This is a genomic window from Natrarchaeobaculum aegyptiacum (genome assembly GCF_002156705.1).
GTDB classification, from domain to species: domain Archaea; phylum Halobacteriota; class Halobacteria; order Halobacteriales; family Natrialbaceae; genus Natrarchaeobaculum; species Natrarchaeobaculum aegyptiacum.
This window is the reverse complement of sequence record NZ_CP019893.1, coordinates 1,618,911-1,644,196: the sequence shown is the minus strand read 5'-3', so window position 1 is coordinate 1,644,196 and position 25,286 is coordinate 1,618,911. Positions and strand designations below refer to the sequence as shown.

Below are 25,286 nucleotides of genomic sequence, written 5' to 3'. Positions count from 1 at the left end.
CGGTTCAGGCGAATACGCCCTGGACGACCAGCAGAATCGACAGCAGTGCCGAGACGCCGACCGTCGCGAGAACGATCTTCGTTGCAGTGCTCATGTTCGGACGCTGGCCCCGGCGTCGCTTAAATCCATCTGTCTCCGTCTGTCTGCGCCGATTCGGATCAGGGACAGACGACGGAGTTCGATCGGCCCGTTTCTCGGCAACCGACGGGCAGCCTCACGCCATCTCAACCCCCTTATTTCGACTGGAAATCGAAAGACAGCAGGACAGAGACTTTCAACACCAGTCGTTCGAACGGCAACCTACTGGTCGCCGTCTCGCCAGGCGTCCGGAACCTCGATGACGTACCGACCGTCTTCCTGCAGGGAGATGATGTACTCCTCGCGGTTGTACAGCTCCATCAGGTTGAGTTCGTACTCGCCGGGTCGGACGATCTTGATGCTCTCGAACTGTTCGTTGAGCTCCTCGCGCAGTTGCTCGATCGACGGACGATCACCGGACGGTTCGCTGACGACCCGACCATCCGCCGGATCGACGTTCTCGTCTGCGCCCCGTTCGGAACCAGCCGGGGAATCGGTGGGCGATCCAGCGTCGCCACGGGCATCCCGTTCTCGAGGCGGCTCCTGCCTTGCCCCGTGAGGATCCTCGCGCCGGGCTCGAGTCGTCTCGCCCTCGACAGTCCCGGAGGGAATGTCGTTCTCGGAGACGACACCTGTCCGGGCATCGGCCTGGGCAGTGTTCTCACTGTCGGCGACCGGCGTTCGTGACGATCCACTTGCACGGCCAGGGTCAGAGTCAGATGCGTCGACCTCCCGCCCACCGGCCCGGCCAGACCCGGTCTCGGATCGTGCCGTGGTCCGATCTTCGGGTCGGCGGGCCGAATCCGGCCACTCCGGAAAGTCACTCGTGTCGAGTGTTCGCTCCGAGGTGGCCCCCGACTGGTTGGCACCGTCGTCGGTCGAACTCCCCGTCGGTTCCGCTGCAGCGTCGGTGTTTTCGTCGGCCTTTCTGCTGACCCACTCACGGACCGTCTCGGTCGCTCGAGCACCCGTTCGTTTCGCCGCCGCTCGAGCCGATCGGTCTGACGCGGCAGGGGTCGACTCCCCGCCCGAATCGGCGTCCGACTGTGATCCCGACTCCACCCCTGCGTTCGGTTGCGACCGTGACCCCGAACCGGACGCTGGCGATTGTGTCCCTGAATCGGACGCTGCTGTTGATGCTGGTCCTGAAGCCGAACCCGATCCTGTTGCTGTTCCTGACCCCGCGCTATCGGTCGACCCCGAGGATCCACTCGAGAGGTCTCTCGAGGGAGAAAACTGGAACTTGTTCCCACCACAGTCCGGACAGCCCGACAGCATCTCCTTCGATCCGTCGGGGAACGTCCGGCCGCAGGTCGTACATTCGTGTGGCATTAGTGTCAGCCTCTGGTCAGCTTCGAGACACGAGGGCGCTGATGAGCGTTTCGTCCTTGTGGAGTGTCTCGATACGGTTTGCCGGCCCGATCACGGTCAGTTTCGCCTCGGATTCGTCGTTCCCCATGATCCGTCCGAGGAGCGACGAGTCTTTGGTGTCCGACTTCGGATAGGTCTCGATCTCGATCCCGTTGAAGCCGTCCGGGTTGATCTCGGCCATCGTCGTCTCGATGAGGCGACTCTCCTCGTCCGGAGTCAATCCGTCCTCGAGGATCACGATGTTGCCGTCGTGGACACCGTCGAGGATCATCCGGATCTTCTCCATCGTGGCCATCTCGGACATTCGTTCACCGCTGATCAGGTCGATCTGGATTCCATCGTCCGGATCGTCGCCGCCGGTGTTCGTTGCTTTGGGCATCCTGATCACCCGAAGTACTGTGCGATGTTGTCGTACACTTCGTCCATGTTGTCGCCTTCTTTCGCCGACAGTGGAACGGTCTTGTGCTGCGGGAAGGCGTCTTCGATCCGTTTGACGCTCGATTCGTCCAGATCGATCTTGTTCGCGAAGATGAGCACGGGAAGGTCACGAGACTCGATGATCCCGATGAGCATCGTGTTCACCTGCGTGATCGGGTCTTCTGCGCTGTCGAGAACGTAGATAACGCCGTCGACGTCCTCGCGAAGCCAGTGCATCGCTTCGGCGACGCCTTCGGTCGCCTCTCGAGAGCGGCGGATGGCGTCGTCTTCTTCCATCTCGTCGGTAAACTCCTCGTAATCGACTTTCGTCGTCACGCCGGGCGTGTCGACGATGTCGATCGTCACCGACTTGCCGTTGCGTTCGATCTCTACGTTTTCTTTCCTGCGCGCGCGTCGCGTCTCGTGCGGGATGTGACTCTCCGTACCGATGGCGTCACCAGTCCAGTCTCGAGCGATCCGGTTCGCGAGGGTCGTCTTTCCAGCGTTCGGCGGGCCGTAGATCCCGATGCGTTTCGGCTCCTGCTCGGAGAACAGGCGGTCCGTCGCCCGGGAGATACTATCTTTGAGTTCTGTGAACAGTCCCATTGTCGGGCCTCCAGTACACGGGGTGTGTCTGCGAGTAGTACTACACTGAATTCACTTAAGCCTACGTTAAAGTCCTTGGGGTGATAAATGATGGATCGGTGTAAGGTGTAGCGAGAAAGTGAGAGTCTGCCATGGTAGCCACGTTCTCTTGAAATACGTTTCCCTGTGGGGTCTCTCTGGTCCGGCTACTCAGTCCAGGTTACTGAGACACCTCGTTCGTCAATCCGTAAAGGAGAGATAGTCAGAAGGCCGGATATATCGATGGGCTGATTCCTCGTCGGCGACTGACTTCTCGGGGCTGACCGCGAAGAACAGTCGGTCGGCCGGCTGCGAAACTGAGAGTTTCAGAGTTAGTATCCATCGTGGAGTTACGACTCCAGGTAATACCTGATTGGCACGGGCGATCGAAGGTGAGGGTGAGCGGTGAGACCAGATGAGTGCGAGGATGAGCAGTGAGACCAGACGTGCGTGAGAGTGAGTGGCAAATCCGGTTGCGGAGAGAGGAAAGTCCGGTCGAGTTTGAGGAGTGGAAAGTCATCAGGGATCCGATCGGGGTGGTCGGAACACCCCCACCCCTTCGTTTCAACTGGAGACGATCGATCGTCGGACCCATCGAATGAGTCGATCCGGGAACTGGAACGGTTCGTCTCGAAGGTGATACCAGAAACAGCAGGTAGAAGGGGTAGAGAGAGGATATTCGGAGAAGAAACCTGTTCTAGAAGATCGGGCAGCTAATCTAGTTAAGCCTAGTAACAAATCCATCCTCATCTAGTACAAACGTTAATTTGCTAGTACTGCGGATATTGTTTCTGACCCACCCACATAAATCCTTTCAGACTAGAAGCGTCGGTTCCGGACCCTCTCTCGGACGGTTCCAGTGGAAACGAAGGGGTGGGGGGCTAGAGTGGCTCCAGTAGGCGTGTCACCACACCTCTCACTCGCTGTCGTTCACTTCACGTGTACCGATCTATTACTGGAAACTCGGTCTCGGTATCGCTCCGCGTTTGGATGTCACGTTCCCGATTACGCCTGTTCACAGACGGTTTCGGCCACTCGCGTTCACAGTCGTGGTCGTTTCGGTCAATCCCACTCTCCGATGGCGTACCCATCGGAGTCAGTGATTCGAACGCTACCGATCGATGAGTGTGAACAACCATCACGAACGTGGCTGGGCGACAACAGCGACCGAACGACACGAAACCTTTGAGCGACTTCTCCAGTCGAAGCGTTGCTGTAGCGCGTTTTCGAGACCGATCTCGTCGTCCGTTCGAACCAGGGGTTTACCTCGACGGAGCGCTCGTCGTAGCTGGTTGGTGTGGGAATCTACTGGTAAAGGATCTCTCGGTAGTAATCTGGCCTGAACCGCTGACAACTACCAGAATTCAACCCGTCCATCGTCGTTGGAAATCGTGAAACTCGTCTGGAGTGAAGGGACAAATTTATTATCGATGTGTTCCTCTGGTTCGTTTGCATCAACTGGATCCGTGCTGGGGCGATGAGAGCGTAGATGGACCGTATTACCCCATTTACCTCCGTAAAACCACCGTCGCGGCGTTGGATCTCCACTCGAAATAGGGGGGTGTACGACCGACGAATGTCAGACGACGACAGGAACTCACGATCACTGGGTAACGACGCGCTCGAGTCAGATGGACCGGCAGGATTTTCTTCTCCGTTCGAGAGTTCCGATCTCGGCGACGACGAATCCAACCAGGGACTGTTCGACGACTTGCTCAGCGGCGAACCGATCTTCGAGAACAAGGAAGTCCTTCGCCCGTCGTACACGCCACACGAACTCCCCCACCGGAGCGACCAGATCAACAAGATGGCGACGATTCTCGTCGCTGCACTCCGAGGGGAGACCCCGTCGAACATCCTCATCTACGGGAAGACGGGAACCGGGAAGACCGCCAGCGCGAAATTCGTCAGCAAGGAACTCGAGAGCACTTCCCAGAAGTACAGCGTTCCTTGCGACGTCGAGTACATCAACTGCGAAGTGACCGATACCCAGTATCGCGTGCTCGCGCAACTGGCGAACAAGTTCATCGAGAAGAACGAAGCCCGGATCGACGATCGGATCGACTCACTCGAGTCGTTGCTCGAGACCGTCGACGAGTACGAGCAGCGACGAGATTCCATGGCGGAAGCCGACGCCACGACCGATCCGGATCGCCCGGAGCCAGCGTCGGTCGACGGATCTACCCAACCCGATCACCACTCGAGTAACCCATCCCGTGACCCACACGGTTCTCACGCCGACTCGCCGACGTCACAGCAGAATCGGGAGGCAGAGTCTCCTGCCGATAACCGTGATTCAGCTAGTTCGGCTGGGTCGGTTGATTCGACTGGTTCGGCTGGACCGACTCCAGCGGAAGAATCACCGACTGAGTCGCCATCTCCACCAGAAACAGAGGGGTCGGCCGATGGGGGATCCACTCGACAGCAGTCGGCCACCGACGGACGGGAACACGTCGACGCCGCGGAGCGTCCTGCCGACGGCAACCGCGAAGTGGTCGAAGGGAACCGGGGTCCGGGCGGAAACGACCACCCACTCGAGTCGACACCGTTCGATTCCCGCGAAGCCATCGAGGATCGAATCGAGGAACTCGAAGACGACGCCGAGTCGTTCGAAGAGGTGCCGATGACCGGGTGGCCGACCGACCGCGTCTACAGCGTCTTCTTCGACGCCGTCGACTACGACGAGCGCGTGGTCGTGATCATGCTCGACGAGATCGACAAACTCGTCGAGAAAAGCGGCGACGACACCCTCTACAATCTCTCGCGGATGAACTCCGAACTCGAGAACTCCCGGGTATCGATCATCGGGATCAGTAACGACCTCAAGTTCACTGACTTCCTCGACCCGCGGGTGAAATCTTCACTCGGTGAAGAGGAGATCGTCTTCCCACCGTACGATGCGAATCAGCTCCGGGATATCCTCGAGCACCGGTCCGACGTGGCGTTCAAGGCGGGTGCGCTCTCGGACGACGTGATCCCGCTCTGTGCTGCGTTCGCCGCACAGGAACACGGGGACGCCCGGCGAGCACTCGACCTCCTGCGGACGGCGGGCGAACTCGCCGAACGGTCGCAGGCCGAGACCGTCGAGGAACGCCACGTGCGCGAAGCCCAGGACAAGATCGAACTCGACCGCGTCGTCGAGGTCGTTCGCACCCTCCCCACGCAGAGCAAACTCGTCCTCTTCGCGATCATCTCCCTCGAGAAAAACGGGGTCCACAGCATCAACACCGGTGAGGTGTTCAACATCTACAAGCGATTCTGCGAGGAGATCGACGCCGACGTGCTCACCCAGCGTCGCGTCACCGACCTCATCAGCGAACTCGACATGCTCGGGATCGTCAACGCGGTCGTCGTCTCGAAGGGACGCTACGGCCGGACGAAGGAGATCAACCTCTCGGTCCCGCTCGAGGAGACCGAGGCTGTCCTGACGTCTGATTCGCGTTTGGGTGACATCGACGACGTCCAGCCGTTCGTCCAGGCGAGATTCGAGAAACAGAAGTAACGACCGGCCGGTCTCGAGTCCAGTATTGGATTCTCGAGTACGATTTTTGATTCACCTGCCGCTCGTCGGTCACCCACGACTGAAGTCGTGGGCTTCCTCCTTGCATTTCTGTGACAATCAGCGACGCCGTCGGTCGATACCGGCGGCGAGTCCGATTCCCGCAGTCGCGAGGGCTGTCCCGGCGGCCGTCGTGTGGCCGGCAGCGATGCCAGTGGCAGTACCGCCCGTTCCAGCGGCAGCCGAGCCGGCGGACGGAATCAACATTCCGGCGAACAGTTCGTCGAAGAAGAGTCTGACGTGACCGAGCCACGGGATCCGGAGCTGTGCCTTGCCGGTGATCCACTCGGGTTTGACGACGTCGTTTCCGGCACCGCCGTACTGGTCGTAGCCGTCGTTGTTGTCACCTTTGGTGACGAACCCGTCGTGAGGGGCCGGACACGTCGGGACGTCGTCACAGCTTCCACCGGCGACGATTTCCTCGTCGGCTCTGGTTTCGACCCAGTTTTCGTCCTCTTCGACCCAGAAGTGTGCCCGGTGGATGATCGGCGTCGCTGCCGGATTGCCGTTTGGCTCGAAGATAATCACGTCTCCGGGCTGGCCGAACGTCTCGTAGCCGTTCGCTTCGCCGTCCTCGAGTGTCACGACCCCGGTGTCGGCCGCGGGGTCGTCACCGACGAACCGATCCTCGTCGACGACGAAGATGAGGTCGCCACGTTGCATGTTCGGTTCCATGCTCCCGCTCTCGACGGCGACGAGTGGTGGCCAGACCCCGCTGATCGCGAACAGCAACAGACCGATCGCCGCGACGATGGCGACGCTCGTGAGGATATCGCGCACGAAGACGACCGTTCCGTCCTCGCTGCGGAAGAACCAGCGGACGACGCCGTCGTCTTCGATCGTCACAGGGTCGGTGCTCGAGTTGCCCTCGGCGGCGTCGGCGTCGTCGGAACCGCTCATCGTTCCCGCAGTTTGCCGGGGGCGGCCATCAACTTTCCCCTCGCCGACAGCACCTGCCACGGAGTAGCCGTCGACCGCCCGGTCCGACGAGCGATTCGCTATCCTTTTTTCGCAGGTCACGAATACGAGTGGTGTGCCACTCGAGCGAGCGGCCCGTATCGTCAGCGAACTCGCAAGCTGCGGCTACAACGCCGACCGTGAGGCCGTGACGAAACTCGCCGCAGCCGACGACCCGGCCCGTGCACTCGAGACGGTCCTCGAGAATGTCGACGACGACGTACTCGTGATCCGGACCGACCACGTCGAGGCGGCGATCGCGAACGACCGCGAGGACGTCACGGCTGGCGATTCCGATGGCTCCTCGGCGGCGGCTCCTGCAGGGAGCAACGACCGAGATCAAGTTCCCGACGCCGGGGACGCCGACCCCTCCGTTTCAACTGGAGCGACCCCCACCCATTCGGGTGAATCTCCATCGCCGTCTCCAGTCGAAACGGGGGGGTCTACTGACGCGGGTCGATCTGCCGACCCGGCCCTGCGATCGCTCGAGATCGCAAACGACATGACCGGCGAGAGTACCGGGACCGGCGAGTACGAGGATTTCGTGTCGGTCTTCCGGGACCGCCTCGAGCGCCTCGGCTCGAAGCTCCGTGGGCGGGTCAACCACCGTCCCGCGGCGACGATCGAGGACATGCCCGGCGGTGAGGAGGTCGCGATGGTCGGGCTGGTCAACGACGTTCGTTCGACCGCGAGCGGTCACTGGCTGATCGAACTCGAGGACGCCACCGGGACCTTCCCGTGGCTCGTGATGAAAGACCGCCAGTACGCCGACCTCGTCGAGGAACTGCTCTGTGACGAGGTGCTGGCGATGGAGGGGACGCTCTCTGGGGATTCGGGAATCGCCTTCGTCGATTCGATGTTCTTCCCGGACGTACCCCGGACGCACGAGCCGTCGACTGCCGACCGTCACGTCCAGGCGGCGCTGATCAGTGACGTTCACGTCGGCAGTCAGGAGTTCATGCACGACGCCTGGACGGCCTTCGCCGACTGGCTGCACACCCCCGCAGCTCAGCACGTCGAGTACCTGTTGATCGCCGGCGACATGGTCGAGGGCGTCGGGGTCTACCCGAACCAGGACGAGGAACTCGACATCGTCGACATCTACGAGCAGTACGAGGCGTTCAGCGAGTACCTCAAACTCGTGCCGGGGGACGTCGAGATCGTCATGATCCCCGGCAACCACGACGCGGTTCGGCTCGCAGAACCCCAGCCGGGATTCGACGAGGACATCCGGGAGATCATGACCGCCCACGACGCCCGCATCGTCTCCAATCCGTCGATGGTTACTCTCGAGGGTGTCTCCGTCCTCATGTACCACGGCGTCTCGCTTGACGAGGTGATCGCCGAATTGCCGGAGGAAAAGGCCAGCTACGACGAGCCTCACAAGGCGATGTACCACCTCCTGAAAAAGCGCCACGTCGCCCCGCAGTTCGGGGGCCACACCCGGCTCGCACCCGAAGAGAAAGATTACCTCGTCATCGACGAGGTGCCGGACATCTTCCACACCGGCCACGTCCACAAACTCGGCTTCGGAAAGTACCACGACGTGCTCGCGATCAACTCCGGGTGCTGGCAGGCCCAGACCGACTTCCAGAAGAGCGTCAACATCGACCCCGACTCCGGCTACGCCCCCATCGTCGACCTCGACACGCTCGAGGTGACGGTCCAGAAGTTCAGTTAACGACCTTTTGCGCTACGCTCTGTGACGAGGACGCCAGTACCGCTGGCGTCCGTCGTCACGACGCTCGGCAAAATGTCGATCAAAAGCACTCCTCCCTCCTCTTCGTTCGCTTCGCTCTCTCCGAGTCAGTCGTCGGCACGCTCGCAGCCTGTGGCTGCTCGCGGTAGAAATCAGTGCCGTTGATCCGTACCGTGTACTTATCGTTCCAGTCGAAACCGTACCGTCCGCTCGCCCTGAAATCGGGGGCCGAAGCCGTGTCGCTCGAATCCGAGTTCGTCGGCGGCGTTCTCGATACCTTCGCTGCCCGGCGTGACGAGGACCTCGACGGCCATCGACTCGCGGTCGGCGAATCGGACGGGTTCGGCGAGCAGGCGTTTACAGGCCTCGGGCGTCCCGTCGAGCTGGGTGACGTGGACGGTGTCGTCCCGGGCGTCGAAACTGATGAACCCGAGGAGGTCGTCCGGATCGGAGCCGTCGTACTGCGACCCATCGACGTCGGCGTGGGGATCGTGGGTCCCGTCGGCTGCGACGCGGACCGTCCGGTCGTGGACGAGATTGCGCATCACGTCGGTCGGTGAATCCGCGATTGCCGCCAGCGCGTCGGCGTCGGCCTCGAGGGCGTCCCGGACGTTCATCGTCGTGTGGTAATGGCGCGCACGACCATAAATCCCGTATCCCGTTCGGCTGGGTTCGGTGGCCCGATCGACGATCGAGTGATCGACGACGATTCCTTAGCAAACTGGACAGTCAGCCTCGAGGCGGTCCAGATCCAATGGGACACAGTTATTTGCACGCTCTGGTAACGGGCTGGGTATGAGCCACGCCACCGGTAAGCGAGCATCGCGGCACAGCCACGTTCCACTCGAGGTGTCAGTATGCGCGTAGTCGCGAAGTTCGGCGGCACCAGTCTCGGTAGCGGCGACCGGATCAACCGGGCGGCCGACTCCGTCGCCAAGGCGGTCGAAGACGGCCACGAGATCGCCGTCGTCGCCAGCGCGATGGGATCGACCACGGACGACCTCCTCGAGGACATCACCTTCGAGGCCGACGAACAGGACCGCGCCCAGATCGTCAGCATGGGCGAGCGAACCTCCGTTCGCATGCTCAAAGCCGCCCTCTCGGCCCGGGGAATCGACGCGACCTTCCTCGAGCCCGGCGCCGATGGCTGGCCGGTCATCACCGACGAGTACGGCGAGGTCGACGTCGAAGAGACCCAGAAACGCGCACTCGAGATCGCAGACGACCTCGATGACACCGTTCCCGTCCTGACGGGTTTCCTCGCGGAAGGAAACGACGGCTCGGTCACCACCCTCGGTCGCGGTGGCAGCGACACGACGGCCGTCATGATGGGCAAGTACATGGAGGCCGACGAGGTCGTCATCGTGACCGACGTCGAGGGTGTGATGACCGGCGACCCGCGCGTCGTCGAAGGCGCGCGCAACGTCGGCGAAATCTCGGTCGACGAACTGCGAAACCTCTCGTTCCGCGGTGCTGAAGTCGTCGCGCCCTCCGCGCTGTCGTACAAGGACGGCAATCTCGACGTGCGCGTGGTCCACTACCAGCACGGCGACCTGATGGCCGGTGGCACGAGCATCGAAGGCGAGTTCGAGAACCTCGTCGACCTGCGAGAACGGCCGCTGGCCTGTCTCACCGTCGCTGGCCGGGCGATCCGTAACCAGCCGGGGATCTTCCACCACCTCTCCTCGTCGCTCGCCGACGAAGAGATCAACGTCGACGCCGTCGCCAGCGGGATGGACTCGGTAACCTTCTACATCGACGAGGAAGACGCCCAGCGAGGCGAGAACGTCCTCCACCGGGAGGTCATCGCCCGGGACGAACTCTCGAGCGTGACCGTCGACTCGCCGATCGCCGTCGTTCGCGTCACCGGCGGTGCGATCCCCGACCAGCCGGGGATCATCAGCGAGATCGTAACGCCGCTGGCCGACGAACGCATCCACCTTCAGGACGTCATCACCAGCGCGACGAGCGTCGCCCTGTTCGTCAACTGGGAGGACGGCGAGAAGACCCTGGAGATCACACAGGACCTCTTCTGATCCGTCGACGGGCACCGCATTTGTCCCGTCACGGATCCGTCTCCAACTCGCGTTCGGTTCGCGGTCGATCGAGGTTAGCTGTCCGATCGACCGTCCGACCGGCAGACTCGAGGGTGCCGGTGAACGGGAATGCGTTCCTTACCGTCGGGCCGTCTGCGATTTCGAACACCGGTGAAAACCACCGTTCAATTTACGGTAATTGGATCGTAACGAAGGGTGGTCCCGGTGGTTCGCCTCGTATGACATCGGAGCACACGGGACGGACCGTCTTCGAGTACGTCGAGCCGGACCCGGACGCGGTGCTCGAGGCGTACGGCATCGACTCACCCGAGGAGATGTTCCCGACCGCCCCAGCCGAGTCCACCACCTCGAACCACACTACAGGAGCCGACTGGACGTTCGTCGGCCACCCGGACACGGTCATCTGCCGGCAGGATCGATCTGTCGAACGGGCGACGGAACGGCTCAGGGCTCTTCAGCGCGGTCGACCGACGACCGGATCGACTGACGGCCGTCGCGACGAGCGCGCCGGGGCCGACGACGGGTTCGAACTCGTCGGTCCTGATCCGACCACGACGCGGATCGGTGACGACCGATTCGGAGCCCCGAACGCCGGCTGATCCCGACGGGCCACTCGAGTCGACTACCGCGCCGACCGGGGTCGCACCGACCTGTCTAGTGGCGGTCCACGCCTGAACTGCTGGGTCGGATCCGTCGCCGCAGGTCGGTTCGACTCTGCAGTCGACGCCTGGAACGGTACTAGGCGAGCATTCCGCGAACCCGGTCGCTCACCGAGGACGATTCAGACTGCGACGTCGTCTCGCCAGTGAGTCGGCCGACTGGCCCCTGCCCGCTCGAGCCGCTCTGGTCACCGACGATGCCGGTCAGCCAGTCGGGGGCCTGCGACTGGAGTTCTGTCCGTTTTCGTTCCGTAAAGCGAGCGTATCGGTGGAGCGCGACGCCGATCGCGAGGTAGAGCCCTGCGTCGACGAGTTCTCGCTTGAACCGGTTCCGGTCGTCACGGACGGCGATGGCCTTGATCAGCGAGAGCAGGCCGATCCCCAGGTAGAGTTTCGACGTTCGCGACGGGTTGCCAGTGAGGAGTGATTTGAGCTGCACGGACGGCGCCACCACGTCCGTCGCCGTAAACATGGACCCGGTATCTCCCGGCTCGGTCGGCTCAGGTGGGGATTTCTCGCTCCCACTCGTCGATCCAGCTCTCGAGATTCGTGGTGAGTTCCTCGTACGGAATCGTTACTGGAGTCTCGGGTTCGACGGCGTACTCCCGGACGAGGGCGGGTCGATCGAGTACCTCGGGCTCTATCGCCGGAAACTGGCGGTTTCGAACGGCGAGTTCGGTCTGGACCTCGTCGGTGTGCAGGAAGTTCAGGAACGCGTACGCGAGGTCCGGTTGTTCCGTTCCGGCGACGATCGCCGCGCCTTCGACGGTCAGGTACCCCCGGTCGGCCGGCGTGAGTACCCGGTGGCCCGCGAGGTCGCGGCCGTCGTCGACGGCTCCGACCCGGTCGGTCGAGTAGGAGACGACCATCGGACTGTCGCCAGCCAGATACGCCTCGTAGGAGTCGGTCCACTGATCGCGAATCTCGAGGTCGCCATCCGAAAGTGTGCGCCAGAACTCGAGGAAATCGTCGCCAGCGGCGGCGACGGTCCAGCAGAGAAACGCACGGCCGGGCGTCGAGTACCGGGGATGCTGGACGAGGAGGCCGTCGTCGGCGACGGCCCCGGGGAGGTCGGCGAGCGACTCGGTCTCGAGGAGGTCGAGTTCACGATCGTCGACCACGGGCGTGACGTAGCCGTAGCCGACCGGAACGACGTCCGAGATTCCACCACCGAAGGGTATCTCGAGGTCTTCGCGGAGGTCGTCACGACGCTCGAGCCGAGTGTGATCGAGTGGTTCGAACAGCGAACCGTCGGCGGGGAGTTCCTCGTCGTTTGGGTCGGCGTCGTCTGCGTCGTCGTCAGCCTCGCGCGCGATCTCGACGTCGTCGACGAGCGCGAGGTCTGTTGCCGAGAGGCCGAGGTAGACGTCCGCGTCGATTCCGGCGCCGAAGCTGGCCCGCTGACGGTAGTGATCGATACCCGAGTTGGGGACCGTCCACTCGAGTTCGGCGTCCGGGTACGCAGATTCGAAGGCGTCGGTGAGCCATCTGCCGAAGGACTCCTCGCCGGTCACCATGGAACTGTAGGTGGCGATACGGAGGGGGCCGTCGCTCTCGACCTCGTCGGCGTCGTCTTCGACCTCGGGGACCGTCGCATCGTCGTCCGGATCGTCGTTGTCGAACGTCGCACATCCTGCGAGTCCGACCACGGCTGACCCGGATACGCCGGCGAGAAACGGCCGTCGTCTCATTGTCTGATACTCGTACTCTGGCGGCTTATACTCGTTCCCGCATCGTCGGTTCTGGCTCGATCCGGGACCCCCGGATACTCGTGAAGACGCTCGCTGCTGCGTGACCGGGACGATCCAGGTTGGTGAGAAAGACTTTACCGATTCAACGAGAGTCGTTCCTGTGACGACTACCGGGGATACTCGAAATCCAGACCGGACGCGACGGTACGTCCTCGCGGGGATCGTCGTCGCGCTGGGGGCGATCACGGCCGCAATCTTGCTCGAGGTACTCGGGACGATCCTGTTCGCGCTCACGGTCGCGTACGTTCTGATCCCCGTCCATGGCTGGTTCGTCAGGCGCGGGCTGAGCGAGTGGTTCGCTGCCGCCGCGGCGACGCTGATTGGATTCGCCGGTGCCGTTGCGGTGTTCGCCCCGATCGTGTACACCCTCGTCGTCCGTGTCGACCAGGTGATCGCCATTCTCGAGTCGCTGCCGCCGGAGATTCCGGTGACAGCGTTCGAGTACACGTACACGATCGACGCCGCGGAGGCACAGGCGCTCGCGATCGACGTCCTCATGGACGTGACAGTCGCGATTGCGACGCAGTTGCCGGTGCTGGGAATCAAGTTCGCGCTGTTTGCAATCTTGCTGTTCGGGCTGTTGCTCAAGGGGGACGCTGCGGGAAAGGCCGCAGTCGCGCCCGTCCCGCCAGCCTACCGCGACGTGGTCTACGCGCTCGCCGGACGCGCTCGAGAGACGCTGTACGCGATTTACGTGTTGCAACTGGCGACCTCTATGGCGACGTTCGTGATCGGGTATCCGCTCTTCTGGGCGCTCGGCTACGAGATCCCGTTTACGATGGCGGTGATCGCGGCAATCTTGCAGTTCGTCCCGATCATCGGGCCGAGTCTCCTGATCGTCCCGGTCGCGGCCTACCACGTCGCGGCCGGTGAGTTGCTGGCCGCCGCGCTCGTCGGCGTCTTTGGGATCGCGCTCGTGGCGTGGCTCCCCGACATCGCCGTCCGTCCGCGACTCGCACGGCGATCGGCTGGCCTTCCCGGAAGCCTCTACTTCGTCGGCTTCACGGGCGGGCTCTTCACGCTCGGCCCGATCGGGATCGTCGTCGGCCCGCTGATCGTCGCCGTTTTCGTCGAGGCCGTCGACCTCCTCGCAGACGAGGTCAACCTCGAGACCAGCTTCACCGAACTCGTCGAAGACGAACTCGAGGCGGTCGACGACGAGACGGACGAACCGGCTGGTCCCGTCGAGTTCGACGCCGATTCCGACGACGACGGCGACGACAGTGAATCGCCTGCCGACGCTGCGACGGCGACCGTGACCACCTACGACGACTCCGCCCCCGACTCGAGTGTGGCCAGTGATGCAGATCCTGCGGACGCTGGCGGGGAAAACGACCGGTAACTCGTGTCGTAACCACCACTTTTTGCCGATGGTCGTCGTATGGTGTCATATGAGTACCCACGGGACACTCGTGCACGCGATCGTGGGAGCCATCGTCGGCATCCTTCTCTCGTTCATCCCGTTCTCGACGGTCATCGGCGGCGCCGTGGCCGGCTTCCTCGAGGGTCCGAATCACCGGGATGGCGCGCTCGCCGGCGCACTGGCAGGTGCGATCACGTTCCTCCCGGCAGCGGGCATCGCCTTGCTCGCGCTCGCGTTCGTCGGGTTCGGAACGGCGTTCGCGGCGATCCCGATCGAGGGAGCGGCCGTCCTGTTCGTCGGCGTCGTCCTCGCGTTCGCGACGATCCTGATCTACACCGTCGGGCTGGCACTGGTCGGCGGGTTCCTCGGCGCTGCACTCGCCAGAGAGTACCCGGACCGCAGGGTGAGTACCCGCCGATCGATCGGGCTGTCGGACCGCCCGCGCGGCGCTCGCTCGAGCGACGGTTCCGGGGCGCAGCGACCACCGCAGGACTCGAATCAGTGGACCGGACGCGCAGACGACCCACAGCCGTGGGACGACGCACACGAACCGCGGACGCCGTCGGGGCCACGGTCTCCCCCTCCGGACCACGACCTCGACGAGGGATCTCGAGGCCCGGGCGATCAGGCTCGCTGGCACGACGAGTGCGCTCGGGCGGAGTCAGACCGCGCCGACCGCGACGCCGACCCCGAAACGGATCGAGAGTAGCGCCGCGCCCGAGGGATCAACGCTTTTGCCCCTTCCGCGCGCGTGAGAGAACAACAGATGAAAACGGCAGGTGGCGACGCGGCGGCGAAACGCCGTGCTGGTGAACGGGCAGCCGAGGAGGTCGAAGACGGTACCGTCGTCGGGCTCGGGACCGGCTCGACGGCGGCCTACGCGATCGAGGCGATCGGCGACGCCGTCGCCGACGGCCTCGAGATCCGGGCAATCCCGACGTCGTTTCAGTCCCGGCAACTCGCACTCGAGGTGGGGATTCCGCTGACGACGCTCGATGCCGTCGACCGCGTCGACCTCGCCATCGACGGCGCCGATCAGGTGGTCGACGATCCAGACGCGACCGCTCACGGCACGCTGATCAAGGGTGGCGGCGCAGCCCATTCCCGGGAGAAACTCGTCGACGCGGCGGCAGACCGATTCGTCGTCGTCGCCGACCCGTCGAAACTGACCGCGAGGCTCGACCGTTCGGTCCCGCTCGAGGTGCTGCCCGACGCTCGCACCGTCGCCGCCGATCGTGCGCGTGTCCTCGGTGGTGAGCCGACGCTCCGGGCGGCCGAGCGCAAGGACGGTCCGGTCGTCACCGATAACGGAAATCTCGTACTCGACTGTGATTTCGGCGCGATCGAGTCACCTGCCGACCTCGCCCGCGACCTCTCGGCGATCCCGGGCGTACTCGAGCACGGACTGTTCGTCGGGCTGGCCGACGCAACCTACGTCGGGACCGACGACGGCGTCGAGATCCGGGCGTACTGATCGCAGTGTTTCAGGACGGACTGGCGCGCTGGCGGTCGCCGCGCCGACGCTCGTTCATCAGGTAGACCGCCACGGCGATCCAGAGTGTGATCAGGTACCCATACTGTGCGTAGCCGGTCGGGAAGTCCGCCGCTCGAGCCGTGGCGACGGCGTAGACGAGTGCCGTGGCGACGAGTGGGCCGCCGACGTAGAGCCAGACCTGGGGGAGCCAGTCGGTGGCGTTTCGGGGATGGGTTGCGTCGGCGAACAGTGCGGGAAGGGTGACGAGTGAGAGCAGAAACAGGATCACGATCGACAGTGCGACGAGAAGACCACCTGTGAATCCGTCGGGGTGGACGACCAGCGCGAGCAGGAGGACGATCGGTGCGGCAACTGCGTAGCACGCGAGCACGGGTCGCCACGTCGACCCCGGGGAGCGTGGTTCACCGCCAGTATCCTCGCCTTCGTCGTCCCGCCGAACGCGGTGATCGTGCCGGAGTCTGGTCACCAGCCAGTGGGTTCCGACCGCCGGGACTGTGGTGAGGAGGACGACGACACCGACGCCAAAGGCGATGGTGAGGGGTGCGAGGACGATCGCAACCGCGGCCAGCGGCCAGCTCGTCGCGAGGATGGTCGAGATCGAGCCGAGGCCGTAGACCAGAAGTACGGCGATCGAAGCGGCGAGTCCGGTCCAGACGCCGGCGCGTTTCGCGTCGACCGGCCGACGGGTGGCGTAGAGGCCGACGAGGATGCCTGCGAGCGGGAACGGTCCACCCGAAATGGTGGCGTCGAACGTTCCGGGTCCGGTGACGACGGACCCCATGGACTGCCCGACGGTGATCGGGACCGTAACGAGTCCGACGAGGATTGGTATCCGCAGAGACTCGTCTCGGAGGGCGTCACGAAGCACCTGATACATAGTGCGAGCGCATACCCTCGTCTTCAGGCGCGGGAGGAGGTCAAGCGGGGACATGGGTCGGTGTAACGGTTTTCCCGTGCGCTATTCAATATGTCGATCGAGTAACCTGTGTTCGCGTGGTCGGTCGTCTTCGTCTCCTGAACGTTTCCGGTGGCAAAATCTGTGACAGTGGGGGCGCATCTGGAGCGGCAGCATCCCCGCCACTGCAACCCCTTCGTTTCGCCTCGAGAACAGGTCGGTCACCGAAACTATCGGTCGAGCGATCGGGGCAGACGCGGAGACGTCGATGGACACCTTTTCAATCCCGTCGTGCTAGGCTCCACTGGAGACGATTCGATGCCCGAGACATCCGACAGGAAAGACGACCACATCCGAATCATCGAAGAAGAGGACGTCGAGACCTCGGGGACGGGGTTTGCCGACGTCGACCTCGTCCACGAGGCGCTGCCTGAGATCCATCGCGACGAGATCGACACGACGACGACGCTGTTCGGGCACGAACTCGCGGCCCCCATCGTCATCGAGAGCATGACCGGGGGCCACCCGGCGACGACCAAGATCAACCGCGCGCTCGCGGAAGCCGCCCAGGAACAGAACGTCGCCATGGGCGTCGGCAGCCAGCGTGCCGGCCTCGAGCTCGACGACGAGGCTCTCCTCGAGTCCTACACCGTCGTCCGGGACGTCGCCCCGGACGCCTTCCTCTACGGCAACGTGGGTGCGGCCCAGTTGCTCGAGTACGACGTCGCTGACGTCGAGGCGGCCGTCGACATGATCGACGCCGATGCGATGGCAATCCACCTCAACTTCTTACAGGAGGCCGTCCAGCCAGAGGGCGACGTCGACGCCCGGGGCTGTCTCGAGGCGATCGAGGCCGTCGCGAGCGACCTCTCGGTCCCCGTCGTCGTCAAGGAGACGGGCAACGGGATTGCTCGCGACACGGCCCGACGGCTCGCCGAAGCTGGCGTCGACGCCATCGACGTCGCGGGCAAGGGTGGCACGACGTGGTCGGGTATCGAGGCCTACCGGGCGGCAGCCGTCGGTGCCGACCGCCAGGAACAGGTCGGACAGCGATTCCGCGCCTGGGGCGTTCCGACGGCCGTCAGCACGCTCGAGGCGGCCGACGAACACGACTGCGTCATCGCCAGCGGCGGCGTTCGATCTGGGCTCGACGTGGCGAAAGCGATCGCACTGGGCGCTCGCGCGGGTGGACTCGCCAAACCGTTCCTCTCGCCGGCCGGGCAGGGCACCGACGCGGTGGTCGACCTGCTCGAGACCCTCGAACTCGAATTTCGGACCGCGATGTTCGTGACGGGCTCGGCGACCGTCGAGGAACTGCGGGAGACCGACTACGTCGTCCTCGGCCGGACCCAGGAGTATCTCGAGCAACGACGTCGGTAGCCGATCGTTCGTCGCTCTCTTCTGTTATCGTAGCCACTGCGCGTCAGTGTACACCTGATCGCGGATCAGTCTGGCGGTCATGCTAACTCGTTGCATCTGGTACTGCTGTCGTTCGGAGGAGACAGCAGCGGCTCACCGAGCAGCCGACGCAAAAAATCGATACTCGAGTGACTGGCCTTACAGGTCGCGGGGCTGGACCGTCTTCCGGTCGTTAGCCTCAGCTCGGCGGGCAGCGTCTTCGAGCAGCTGGTCGACTTCCTCGTCGAGGGCATCGTAGAAGTCCGAGGCGACGTTCTTGTCATCGAGCGCTTCCTTGACGGCGGCTTTGACGATAAGGTCTGCCATACGATGTATCCGTTTCCCCTTCCGTGGTATAAATGTTGTGGTTATCGATGGAAATACGGGGGTTGCAGGGGTTCATTCGACCGTTTCGACCGCCATCGTGACCGGAAAGTATATGTCCAATGACTGGGCTTGGGTTCGCCCTATCCGCTCGAGCCGGGGCGAACCGGCTCGCGCGCGCTCTCGCGGCCGCTCGCGGTCGTCGACGACCGGACGGGTCGACGGATTCGAGTAGCTTCGGGACCGACCTCGGATATGCGAGAACTCCTCGAGGCCGTCGCCGACGGCTCGCTCACCCCGGCACAGGCGGAAGCAAGACTGCGAGGGTACGCAACCGACGAGGCGGGGCGATTCGACGCGGCTCGCGAGCAGCGCCGGGGCATCCCCGAGGCCATCCTCGCCGATGGCAAGTCAGTCGAGCAGGTCTGCTCGCTGGCCGCGACCGCACTCGAGACGACCGATCGTGCGCTCGTAACACGGGTGACCGACGATCAGCTCGCCGCCATCGGGTCGCGGCTCGTCGATCCCGCCGACTCGTCGGTCACTCTCGAGCGTCGCAGCCGGACCGTTCGGCTGATGACCGGCTCGTACGATCCGCCGTCGCTCGAGGCGACGGTGGGAATCGTCACGGCTGGTTCGGTCGACGTGCCCATCGCGGACGAGGCCCACGTCGTCTGCTCGGACGCGGGCGCGACGGTCGACCGCGTCGACGACGTCGGCGTCGCGGCGCTCTCCCGGACGCTCGATCAGGTCGATCGTTTTCGCGAGGCGGACGTACTGATCGTCGCTGCCGGCCGTGAGGGTGCGCTCCCGACCGTGATTGCCGGGCTCGTCGACACGCCGGTGATCGGGCTGCCGGTCTCGAGTGGTTACGGTTTCGGTGGCGACGGAGAGGCTGCACTGGCGGGGATGCTCCAGTCCTGTACCGTCCTCTCGGTCGTCAACGTCGACGCAGGATTCGTCGCCGGGGGACAGGCAACGCTCGTCGCCCAGGCCGTCGACGCGGCGCGGGGGGAAAACTCTCCACAGTAAAAATATAGTTGGCTATTCGAAAACGATACACTCTGTTTGAAAAACTCCTTACTGCGTTTGGCAAAGCATTTTTATGCTACTGCTGGGTAGTACCGGATACCGGCGATCGCCGGTGAGACCAATGCCCACCTGCAACCACTGTGGCGCACACGTTTCCGAACGCTTTGCGCGCGTCTTCGCCGACGCAGACGGCGAGATCCACGCGTGTGTCAGTTGCTCGGCGAACGCGGGAATCGCGGAAGTGTCGCGAGAACGCGGCCGCGGCACCCGGGTTCGTTCGGACTGACGACCGACCAGACCACCCAGGGCTCCACGACACCCCACCGACCCCCACTCTCCCACGACGTGACCCTTTTCGTGGTCGACTTCCTCCTCTCGAGCGATGGCTGGCGACCACGTCGTTTACGTCCTCGAGTGCGCCGACGGCAGTTTCTACACCGGCTACACGACCGACCTCGAGCGCCGCGTCGCCGAACACGACGCTGGCGAGGGCGCGAAGTACACCCGGGGCCGGACGCCGGTCGAACTCCGCTATCACGAGCGCTACGAGACCCGTTCGGCGGCGATGTCACGCGAGTACGAGATCAAGCAGTTGCGACGGCGTGAGAAAGAACGACTCGTCGGCCTCGAGTGACTCCCCCGCGACGGCCCCGTCGACGACGGCGTCGACGATAGTATCGTATCGAAATCTCCGAAAAATAGATGGGACTACTCGTCGTTCGTCCGGGTGATATGGATCTCGACGATCTCAAACAGCCGGAGTATACTGGCGAGAACCGCTGTCTGCCGTGTACGGTCGTCAACCTGACGATCGCCGCGGCCCTCGGCTGGCTCGTCGCTCGCAAACACCGGATCGCTGGCGTCCTCGTGTTCGTCGTCTCGGCTGCGATCATCTCCCTTCGGGGGTATCTCGTTCCCGGGACGCCGACGCTGACCAGACGCTACCTGCCGGCCGGCGTACTCCGCCTGTTCGGCAAGGAGCCCGACCTCGAGACCGCCAGTGGCTTCCATGGTGTCGACGCCGACGCTGCGGCCACTGACACGCACGCTACTTCCGATACGATCGACTCGGCCGACGCGGCCGACGACGGCGCCTACTTCGATCCGATGGTCGAGCCACCCGGTCCCGACGTAGACGTGCGGACGGAACCACCCACTCCCGAGGAACGACCGGGGCCAGACGTGGCTGCCACCGACGGCTATGGCCGTTCCGAACCCGGAGTCTTCGACCTCGAGCGGTACTTCCTCGAACGCGACGTGCTCGAGCCCTGTACCGAGATCGACGACCTCTGTCTCACCGACGGGTTCGAAGATCGCTGGTTCGCCGAGATCGGGACGATCCTCGAGACCGGCGACGCTGCCGGCGCCGAACCGGACGAAACCGGGGCGGACGATGCCCCTGCAGCGGATCGAACGGCCGACGCCGTCGACGCAGCCGCCGTGATCGAGGCCGTCGGCTTCGACGTCGATCCCGAGGCGTTCGACCTCGAGGCCCGCGACGAAGCCCGGTTTCTGGTCGGGAACCGTGGAATCGCCGGCCGCTGGCCCTCTCACGCGGCCGTCGTCGCGGACGTCGCTGCCAGCCGCGCCCTCGAGGACTGGGTCGACGACTGGCATGCACTCGGTCCCGAGACGAGAGGACGGGTACTCAACGCCCTGCGGATGTTCCTCGAGCGCTGCCCCACCGGCGGCGACGTGGAACTGGGCGAGGAGGTCGTCGAATCGTGCTGTACGTCCCACGACGTGATGGCGGTGACCTGCGAGGAGACCGGCGAGCGGCTGTTCGAGGAGCGACTCGATCGCGCCGAGGCCTGATTCGGCCCACTCGAGGAGAACGCGCCGGCGGCGCTTTTTTCCCACCGGCCGTCGACCCACGGCTATGGAGACGATCAGGTTCGGCACGGACGGCTGGCGGGCCACCCTCGAGGAGTTCACGACGCCGCGGGTCCGGATGGTCGGGCAGGCGGTCGCGACCTACCTGCGAGACGAGGGTCTCGAGGGAACGCTCGTCGTCGGCTACGACGCTCGCGAGACCTCTCGCGGATTCGCCGAGGAACTCACACGGGTGCTGTGTGCGAACGGATTCGACGTCCTGATCCCGGAACGTGACCGGCCGACGCCGCTGGTTGCCCACGCCATCGTCGAACGTGATCTCGGCGGCGGACTGGCTGTCACGGCCTCGCACAATCCGCCGGAGTACAACGGCGTGAAGTTCATCCCCGCAGACGGCGCGCCGGCGCTTCCCGACGTGACCGACGCCATCGCGGATCGACTCGCCGAACCCGACCCACTCCCGGCCGACGACCACGGGAGCGTCCGCGAGGTCGACCTGACCACGCCACACGCCGACGCCGCCCTCGAGCTGGTCGCAGCGATCACCGGTGGCGTCGACCTCGACGGGCGGACGATCGCCTACGACGCGATGCACGGCAGCGGACGCGGGACCACCGACGCCCTGCTCGAGCGAGCGGGTGCCGACGTCGAGTGCCTTCGCTGTGATCGCGACCCGACGTTCGGTGGCGGCGCGCCGGAGCCCGCGCCCGGGAATCTCGAGGACCTGGTCGATCGCGTGACTGGCGACGGCGAAGCGACCCTGGGAATCGCGAACGACGGCGACGCCGACCGGATCGCGATCGTCACCCCCGAACGGGGCTATCTCGACGAGAACCTCTTCTTCGCGGCGCTGTACGACTACCTGCTCGAGGACGATACCGGTGGGGCGGTCCGGACCGTCTCCACCACGTTCCTGATCGACCGGGTCGCGGGGGCCCACGGCGAGGACGTCCACGAGGTTCCGGTCGGGTTCAAGTGGGTCGCTGGCGCGATGGCCGACCACGACGCCCTCGTCGGCGGTGAGGAGTCTGGCGGGTTCACCGTCCGCGGCCACGTCCGCGAGAAAGACGGCGTCCTCGTCGCCCTGCTGGCTGCGGCCATGGACGCCGCCGAGCCGCTCGACGACCGCGTCGACCGCCTGCTCGAGGCCCACGGGACGGTCGTCCAGAACAAGACCAGTGTCCCCTGTCCGGATCACGAGAAAGCCCGCGTTATCGACGACCTCGAGGCCGAAATCCCCGATTCGGTCGCCGGAACGACCGTCGAGGGCGTGAACACGGCCGACGGCTTCAAACTCGCCCTCGAGGACGGCTCGTGGGTGCTGGTTCGCCCGAGTGGGACCGAACCCGTCCTCCGGGTGTACGCGGAGGCGACCGACGCCGAGCGGGTAGGGGAATTGCTCGCGGCCGGTGAGGCGTTGCTCGAGCCGCTCGTCTAGGCTCGTTCCGTCAGGCCCCATCGACCGACCGGACACGGAGCGCTTGCACTGTCCGGGTCGGGCGTTACCGGACTCGCACCCGACGTGAGGGACATGAGCAGACGATCCCGCGAAGACGCCGCGTACACGGAACTTTCGCCCGACGCGTGGCACCAGAACGACGCGGGGAACTACTACATCGACTGTCCGGAGTGTGGCTCGGCTGCGTCACTGATGAACGTCGTCAAACACGGCCGCTGCAACGGCTACATGGACCAGCGAGAAGAGGAGACGGAACTCGACGAGGAGACGTTCGACTGCACCGCGAAACTCTGGTTCGAACTCGGCTACACGTCCGATCCCGAGCCGGCGACCACCGACGAGGCTCCCGGTGAATCCGCGAGCGACGCCGAGACCGACGAGGGAGTCGCCGCGGAGGGCACTCCTCCCGGGACAGACGGAACGGTCGACGGAGAACAGACGTAACGGGAGTCGAAATTCATCTCTCGCGTTGCATCGCCGCGAGCGCCTCGAGTCGCTGCTCAGTGGGCGGGTGCGACTCGAAGAGCCAGCGTTCGAGTCGGTGTAGCAGCGTTCGGGCCCGCCAGTAGGCGGGTTCGACGTCGCCTTCGGGCCCGAGCATGACCTTCTCGGGCTCGTCGGGCGTGAGCGGGAGGATCGACAGCGAGGAGACCCCGGAGACCTCCCGCAGGTCCCGTTCCGGAGTCTCGGCTATTTCGCGGTCGAGACGCTCGAGCGCGCCGGCGAGGGCGGCCGGTGAGCCGGTCACCTCGGCTGCGGTACGGTCTGCGGCTCGTTCCCGGACGCGTGCCAGTCGGGCGGTGATCGTCCGGCCGAGGACCCAGACGACGCTCGAGACGAGCCCCAGCGGGACGACGACGATCACGCCCCACCCGGGATTTTCGATTGCGGTGAGTCGAGAGCGCAGGCCGTCGGCGAGCACGACGGGCACCGAGACGGCGGTCATCACCATCGCGTCCCGGTTCCTGACGTGGGCGAGTTCGTGGGCGATCACGGCCTCGAGTTCCGCCGGCTCGAGGGCCTCGATCGTCCCGAGTGAGAGCACGAGATGGACGTCGCTGGGCCGGTAGCCGACGACCAGTGCCTCGGGAGCGTCCCGGTCGGAGACGGCGATGGTGGGGACAGGGACGTCGAGCTGGGCAGCGATGCGCGTCGTGGTCTCGTAAAGCTCTGGGGCAGCCTCGTGGTCGACGGGGTGGGCATCTGCGAGCCGTTCGACCGTTCCCCGCTGGACGTACTCGAGGCCAGCGATGGCGATCAGCGTCACTACTGCGGGGACGAGCGCGACGATTCCGGGGGCGTCGACCTCGAAGGAGGCAAACAGGAGGGCGAAGACGGCCCAGACGCCGACGACGAAGCCGACCGTGACCACGAGGAGGCCGAGGAGGGCGGCGACCATCTGGAGGTACAGTCGCGTCGGGCGGACTGGCATGCGATCCGGTTGCGGGGGACGGGTCAAAAACCTTGATCGACTCGAGTGACGATGATCGTCGCTGAGCTCTCTCAGCGAGGCAACTCGGAGATGGTGGTCAGTCGCTCCCGTCCACTCGTTTCGCCGGGACGCCAGCGACGGTCGCACCTGCCGGGACGTCCCGGGTGAGAACCGACCCGGCACCGACGGTCGCTCCCTCGCCAACCGTGATGTCGCCGAGCAATGTCGCGTTCGCGCCGACCCGGACGCCGTCCTCGAGCGTCGGGTGTCGCTTGACGGGTTCGTTGACGTCGCCACCGAGGGTGACCCCGTGGTACATGTGGACGTCGTCGCCGACTTCGGCGGTCTCACCGATCACGACGCCCATCCCGTGGTCGATCGTCACCCGGCGACCGATCGTCGCTGCCGGATGGATCTCGACGCCCGTCAGCAGGCGCACGAGGTGTGAGAAGAGCCGAGCGGGCAGTCTCAGTTCCGCGCTCCACAGTCGGTTGGCGATCCGATATCCCCAGACCGCGTGGACGCCCGGATAGGTGAGCGCGACCTCGAGACACCGCTTCGCGGCGGGGTCGCGGTCGCACATCGCCCGCGTGTCCTCACGCAGTCGTCCCAACATGGCTCGAGGTTGCAGGTGGTGTGGGTGTGGTAGTCGGGGTGGTTTCCGGTCGGCCACTCGAGTGGTGGCTGTGACGGTGACAGCGACACCGACCCGCGACGCGAGGCGCTCGCTTCCGCTCGATACGCACGACGTGGTCGGTGTCGTCCATGGTCGAACGTATCGAGACCGGCCCCAAAAGGGTTCGCTTCCGGCAGCGATCCTGATCCACCATCGAATCCGCTTCTGATCCGTTCTCCCAGTGAATACGTCGGGAGAGGCCCCGTT

General features: G+C 64.5%; 26 protein-coding genes. 14 read left to right on the top strand and 12 right to left on the bottom strand.

Going from position 1 to position 25,286, the window contains the following annotated elements:
• Window positions 1-4 precede the first annotated feature (4 nt).
• The 4 genes from B1756_RS20310 to B1756_RS08115 all read right to left on the bottom strand — a co-directional run bounded on the left by B1756_RS20310 (window position 5) and on the right by B1756_RS08115 (window position 2,472).
• On the bottom strand, window positions 5-94 hold the full coding sequence (locus tag B1756_RS20310; RefSeq protein WP_422656510.1) for a hypothetical protein: 90 nt from the start codon (window positions 92-94) through the stop codon (window positions 5-7).
• 206 nt (window positions 95-300) lie between these two features.
• Entirely contained in the window at window positions 301-1,410 is a 1,110-nt protein-coding gene (locus B1756_RS08125) for an OapC/ArvC family zinc-ribbon domain-containing protein (protein ID WP_086888086.1), read from the bottom strand.
• A gap of 16 nt (window positions 1,411-1,426) precedes the next feature.
• Window positions 1,427-1,828, bottom strand: coding sequence for a DUF2073 domain-containing protein (locus B1756_RS08120; RefSeq protein ID WP_086888085.1), 402 nt, complete (start codon window positions 1,826-1,828; stop codon window positions 1,427-1,429).
• A 5-nt stretch (window positions 1,829-1,833) separates the two neighbouring features.
• Complete coding sequence (locus tag B1756_RS08115; RefSeq protein ID WP_086888084.1) at window positions 1,834-2,472, bottom strand: Era-like GTP-binding protein; 639 nt, start codon at window positions 2,470-2,472, stop codon at window positions 1,834-1,836.
• Between the two features lie 1,594 nt (window positions 2,473-4,066).
• On the opposite strand from B1756_RS08115, the gene B1756_RS08110 reads away from it, so the two are divergent.
• Window positions 4,067-5,992 carry a Cdc6/Cdc18 family protein gene (locus B1756_RS08110; protein WP_086890100.1) on the top strand — a complete coding sequence of 642 codons (1,926 nt, stop codon included), beginning with the start codon at window positions 4,067-4,069 and terminating at the stop codon, window positions 5,990-5,992.
• Window positions 5,993-6,109: 117 nt separating this feature from the next.
• Here B1756_RS08110 and B1756_RS08105 read toward each other — a convergent pair whose 3' ends face one another.
• Entirely contained in the window at window positions 6,110-7,009 is a 900-nt protein-coding gene (locus B1756_RS08105; protein ID WP_394340696.1) for a S24/S26 family peptidase, read from the bottom strand.
• A 73-nt stretch (window positions 7,010-7,082) separates the two neighbouring features.
• Here B1756_RS08105 and B1756_RS08100 point away from each other — a divergent pair, with 73 nt between their 5' ends.
• Entirely contained in the window at window positions 7,083-8,687 is a 1,605-nt protein-coding gene (locus tag B1756_RS08100; RefSeq protein ID WP_086888082.1) for a DNA-directed DNA polymerase II small subunit, read from the top strand.
• A 197-nt stretch (window positions 8,688-8,884) separates the two neighbouring features.
• Here the strand turns inward: B1756_RS08100 and B1756_RS08095 are convergent, their stop codons facing one another.
• Window positions 8,885-9,322, bottom strand: coding sequence for a hypothetical protein (locus tag B1756_RS08095; RefSeq protein ID WP_086888081.1), 438 nt, complete (start codon window positions 9,320-9,322; stop codon window positions 8,885-8,887).
• Window positions 9,323-9,562: 240 nt separating this feature from the next.
• Here B1756_RS08095 and B1756_RS08090 point away from each other — a divergent pair, with 240 nt between their 5' ends.
• Both B1756_RS08090 and B1756_RS08085 read left to right on the top strand, forming a co-directional pair.
• A complete protein-coding gene (locus tag B1756_RS08090; RefSeq protein WP_086888080.1) occupies window positions 9,563-10,741 on the top strand; it encodes an aspartate kinase in 1,179 nt (392 codons plus the stop codon).
• Window positions 10,742-10,980: 239 nt separating this feature from the next.
• A complete protein-coding gene (locus tag B1756_RS08085) occupies window positions 10,981-11,361 on the top strand; it encodes a hypothetical protein (RefSeq protein WP_086888079.1) in 381 nt (126 codons plus the stop codon).
• 139 nt (window positions 11,362-11,500) lie between these two features.
• Here B1756_RS08085 and B1756_RS08080 read toward each other — a convergent pair whose 3' ends face one another.
• Together B1756_RS08080 and B1756_RS08075 are read right to left on the bottom strand one after the other, a co-directional pair.
• Complete coding sequence (locus tag B1756_RS08080; protein ID WP_086890099.1) at window positions 11,501-11,860, bottom strand: hypothetical protein; 360 nt, start codon at window positions 11,858-11,860, stop codon at window positions 11,501-11,503.
• A 61-nt stretch (window positions 11,861-11,921) separates the two neighbouring features.
• Window positions 11,922-13,112, bottom strand: a complete 1,191-nt coding sequence (locus tag B1756_RS08075) for a thiamine ABC transporter substrate-binding protein (RefSeq protein WP_086888078.1) — start codon at window positions 13,110-13,112, stop codon at window positions 11,922-11,924.
• Window positions 13,113-13,272: 160 nt separating this feature from the next.
• On the opposite strand from B1756_RS08075, the gene B1756_RS08070 reads away from it, so the two are divergent.
• From B1756_RS08070 to rpiA, 3 genes are read left to right on the top strand one after another with little or no spacing between them, the layout of a single operon-like run.
• Complete coding sequence (locus B1756_RS08070) at window positions 13,273-14,514, top strand: AI-2E family transporter (protein WP_086888077.1); 1,242 nt, start codon at window positions 13,273-13,275, stop codon at window positions 14,512-14,514.
• A 49-nt stretch (window positions 14,515-14,563) separates the two neighbouring features.
• A complete protein-coding gene (locus B1756_RS08065) occupies window positions 14,564-15,244 on the top strand; it encodes a DUF5518 domain-containing protein (RefSeq protein ID WP_086888076.1) in 681 nt (226 codons plus the stop codon).
• A 57-nt stretch (window positions 15,245-15,301) separates the two neighbouring features.
• Window positions 15,302-16,009: a ribose-5-phosphate isomerase RpiA gene (rpiA, locus tag B1756_RS08060; protein WP_086888075.1), complete on the top strand. Its 708-nt coding sequence runs from the start codon at window positions 15,302-15,304 to the stop codon at window positions 16,007-16,009.
• A gap of 10 nt (window positions 16,010-16,019) precedes the next feature.
• Here rpiA and B1756_RS08055 read toward each other — a convergent pair whose 3' ends face one another.
• On the bottom strand, window positions 16,020-16,811 hold the full coding sequence (locus tag B1756_RS08055) for a hypothetical protein (RefSeq protein WP_152031277.1): 792 nt from the start codon (window positions 16,809-16,811) through the stop codon (window positions 16,020-16,022).
• A 432-nt stretch (window positions 16,812-17,243) separates the two neighbouring features.
• Here B1756_RS08055 and fni point away from each other — a divergent pair, with 432 nt between their 5' ends.
• Complete coding sequence (fni, locus tag B1756_RS08050; RefSeq protein WP_086888073.1) at window positions 17,244-18,305, top strand: type 2 isopentenyl-diphosphate Delta-isomerase; 1,062 nt, start codon at window positions 17,244-17,246, stop codon at window positions 18,303-18,305.
• A 177-nt stretch (window positions 18,306-18,482) separates the two neighbouring features.
• On the opposite strand, the gene B1756_RS08045 is transcribed toward fni, so the two are convergent.
• On the bottom strand, window positions 18,483-18,650 hold the full coding sequence (locus B1756_RS08045) for a DUF1931 family protein (protein ID WP_086888072.1): 168 nt from the start codon (window positions 18,648-18,650) through the stop codon (window positions 18,483-18,485).
• 252 nt (window positions 18,651-18,902) lie between these two features.
• Here B1756_RS08045 and larB point away from each other — a divergent pair, with 252 nt between their 5' ends.
• From larB to B1756_RS08020, 6 genes are all read left to right on the top strand, one after another.
• Window positions 18,903-19,679 (top strand): nickel pincer cofactor biosynthesis protein LarB, encoded by a 777-nt coding sequence (gene larB / locus B1756_RS08040; RefSeq protein WP_086890098.1) that lies wholly within the window; start codon window positions 18,903-18,905, stop codon window positions 19,677-19,679.
• A 121-nt stretch (window positions 19,680-19,800) separates the two neighbouring features.
• Complete coding sequence (locus B1756_RS19610; RefSeq protein ID WP_186336519.1) at window positions 19,801-19,965, top strand: DUF7563 family protein; 165 nt, start codon at window positions 19,801-19,803, stop codon at window positions 19,963-19,965.
• A gap of 96 nt (window positions 19,966-20,061) precedes the next feature.
• Complete coding sequence (locus B1756_RS08035; RefSeq protein ID WP_086888071.1) at window positions 20,062-20,313, top strand: GIY-YIG nuclease family protein; 252 nt, start codon at window positions 20,062-20,064, stop codon at window positions 20,311-20,313.
• Window positions 20,314-20,411: 98 nt separating this feature from the next.
• Entirely contained in the window at window positions 20,412-21,494 is a 1,083-nt protein-coding gene (locus B1756_RS08030; protein ID WP_086890097.1) for a DUF8054 domain-containing protein, read from the top strand.
• A gap of 64 nt (window positions 21,495-21,558) precedes the next feature.
• Window positions 21,559-22,950: a phosphohexomutase domain-containing protein gene (locus B1756_RS08025; protein ID WP_086888070.1), complete on the top strand. Its 1,392-nt coding sequence runs from the start codon at window positions 21,559-21,561 to the stop codon at window positions 22,948-22,950.
• Between the two features lie 93 nt (window positions 22,951-23,043).
• Window positions 23,044-23,415, top strand: a complete 372-nt coding sequence (locus B1756_RS08020) for a hypothetical protein (protein WP_086888069.1) — start codon at window positions 23,044-23,046, stop codon at window positions 23,413-23,415.
• Window positions 23,416-23,428: 13 nt separating this feature from the next.
• Here the strand turns inward: B1756_RS08020 and B1756_RS08015 are convergent, their stop codons facing one another.
• Window positions 23,429-24,403, bottom strand: coding sequence for a M48 family metalloprotease (locus B1756_RS08015; RefSeq protein WP_228434541.1), 975 nt, complete (start codon window positions 24,401-24,403; stop codon window positions 23,429-23,431).
• A 97-nt stretch (window positions 24,404-24,500) separates the two neighbouring features.
• Window positions 24,501-25,019, bottom strand: a complete 519-nt coding sequence (gene cysE, locus B1756_RS08010; protein ID WP_086888068.1) for a serine O-acetyltransferase — start codon at window positions 25,017-25,019, stop codon at window positions 24,501-24,503.
• Window positions 25,020-25,286: the final 267 nt, after the last annotated feature.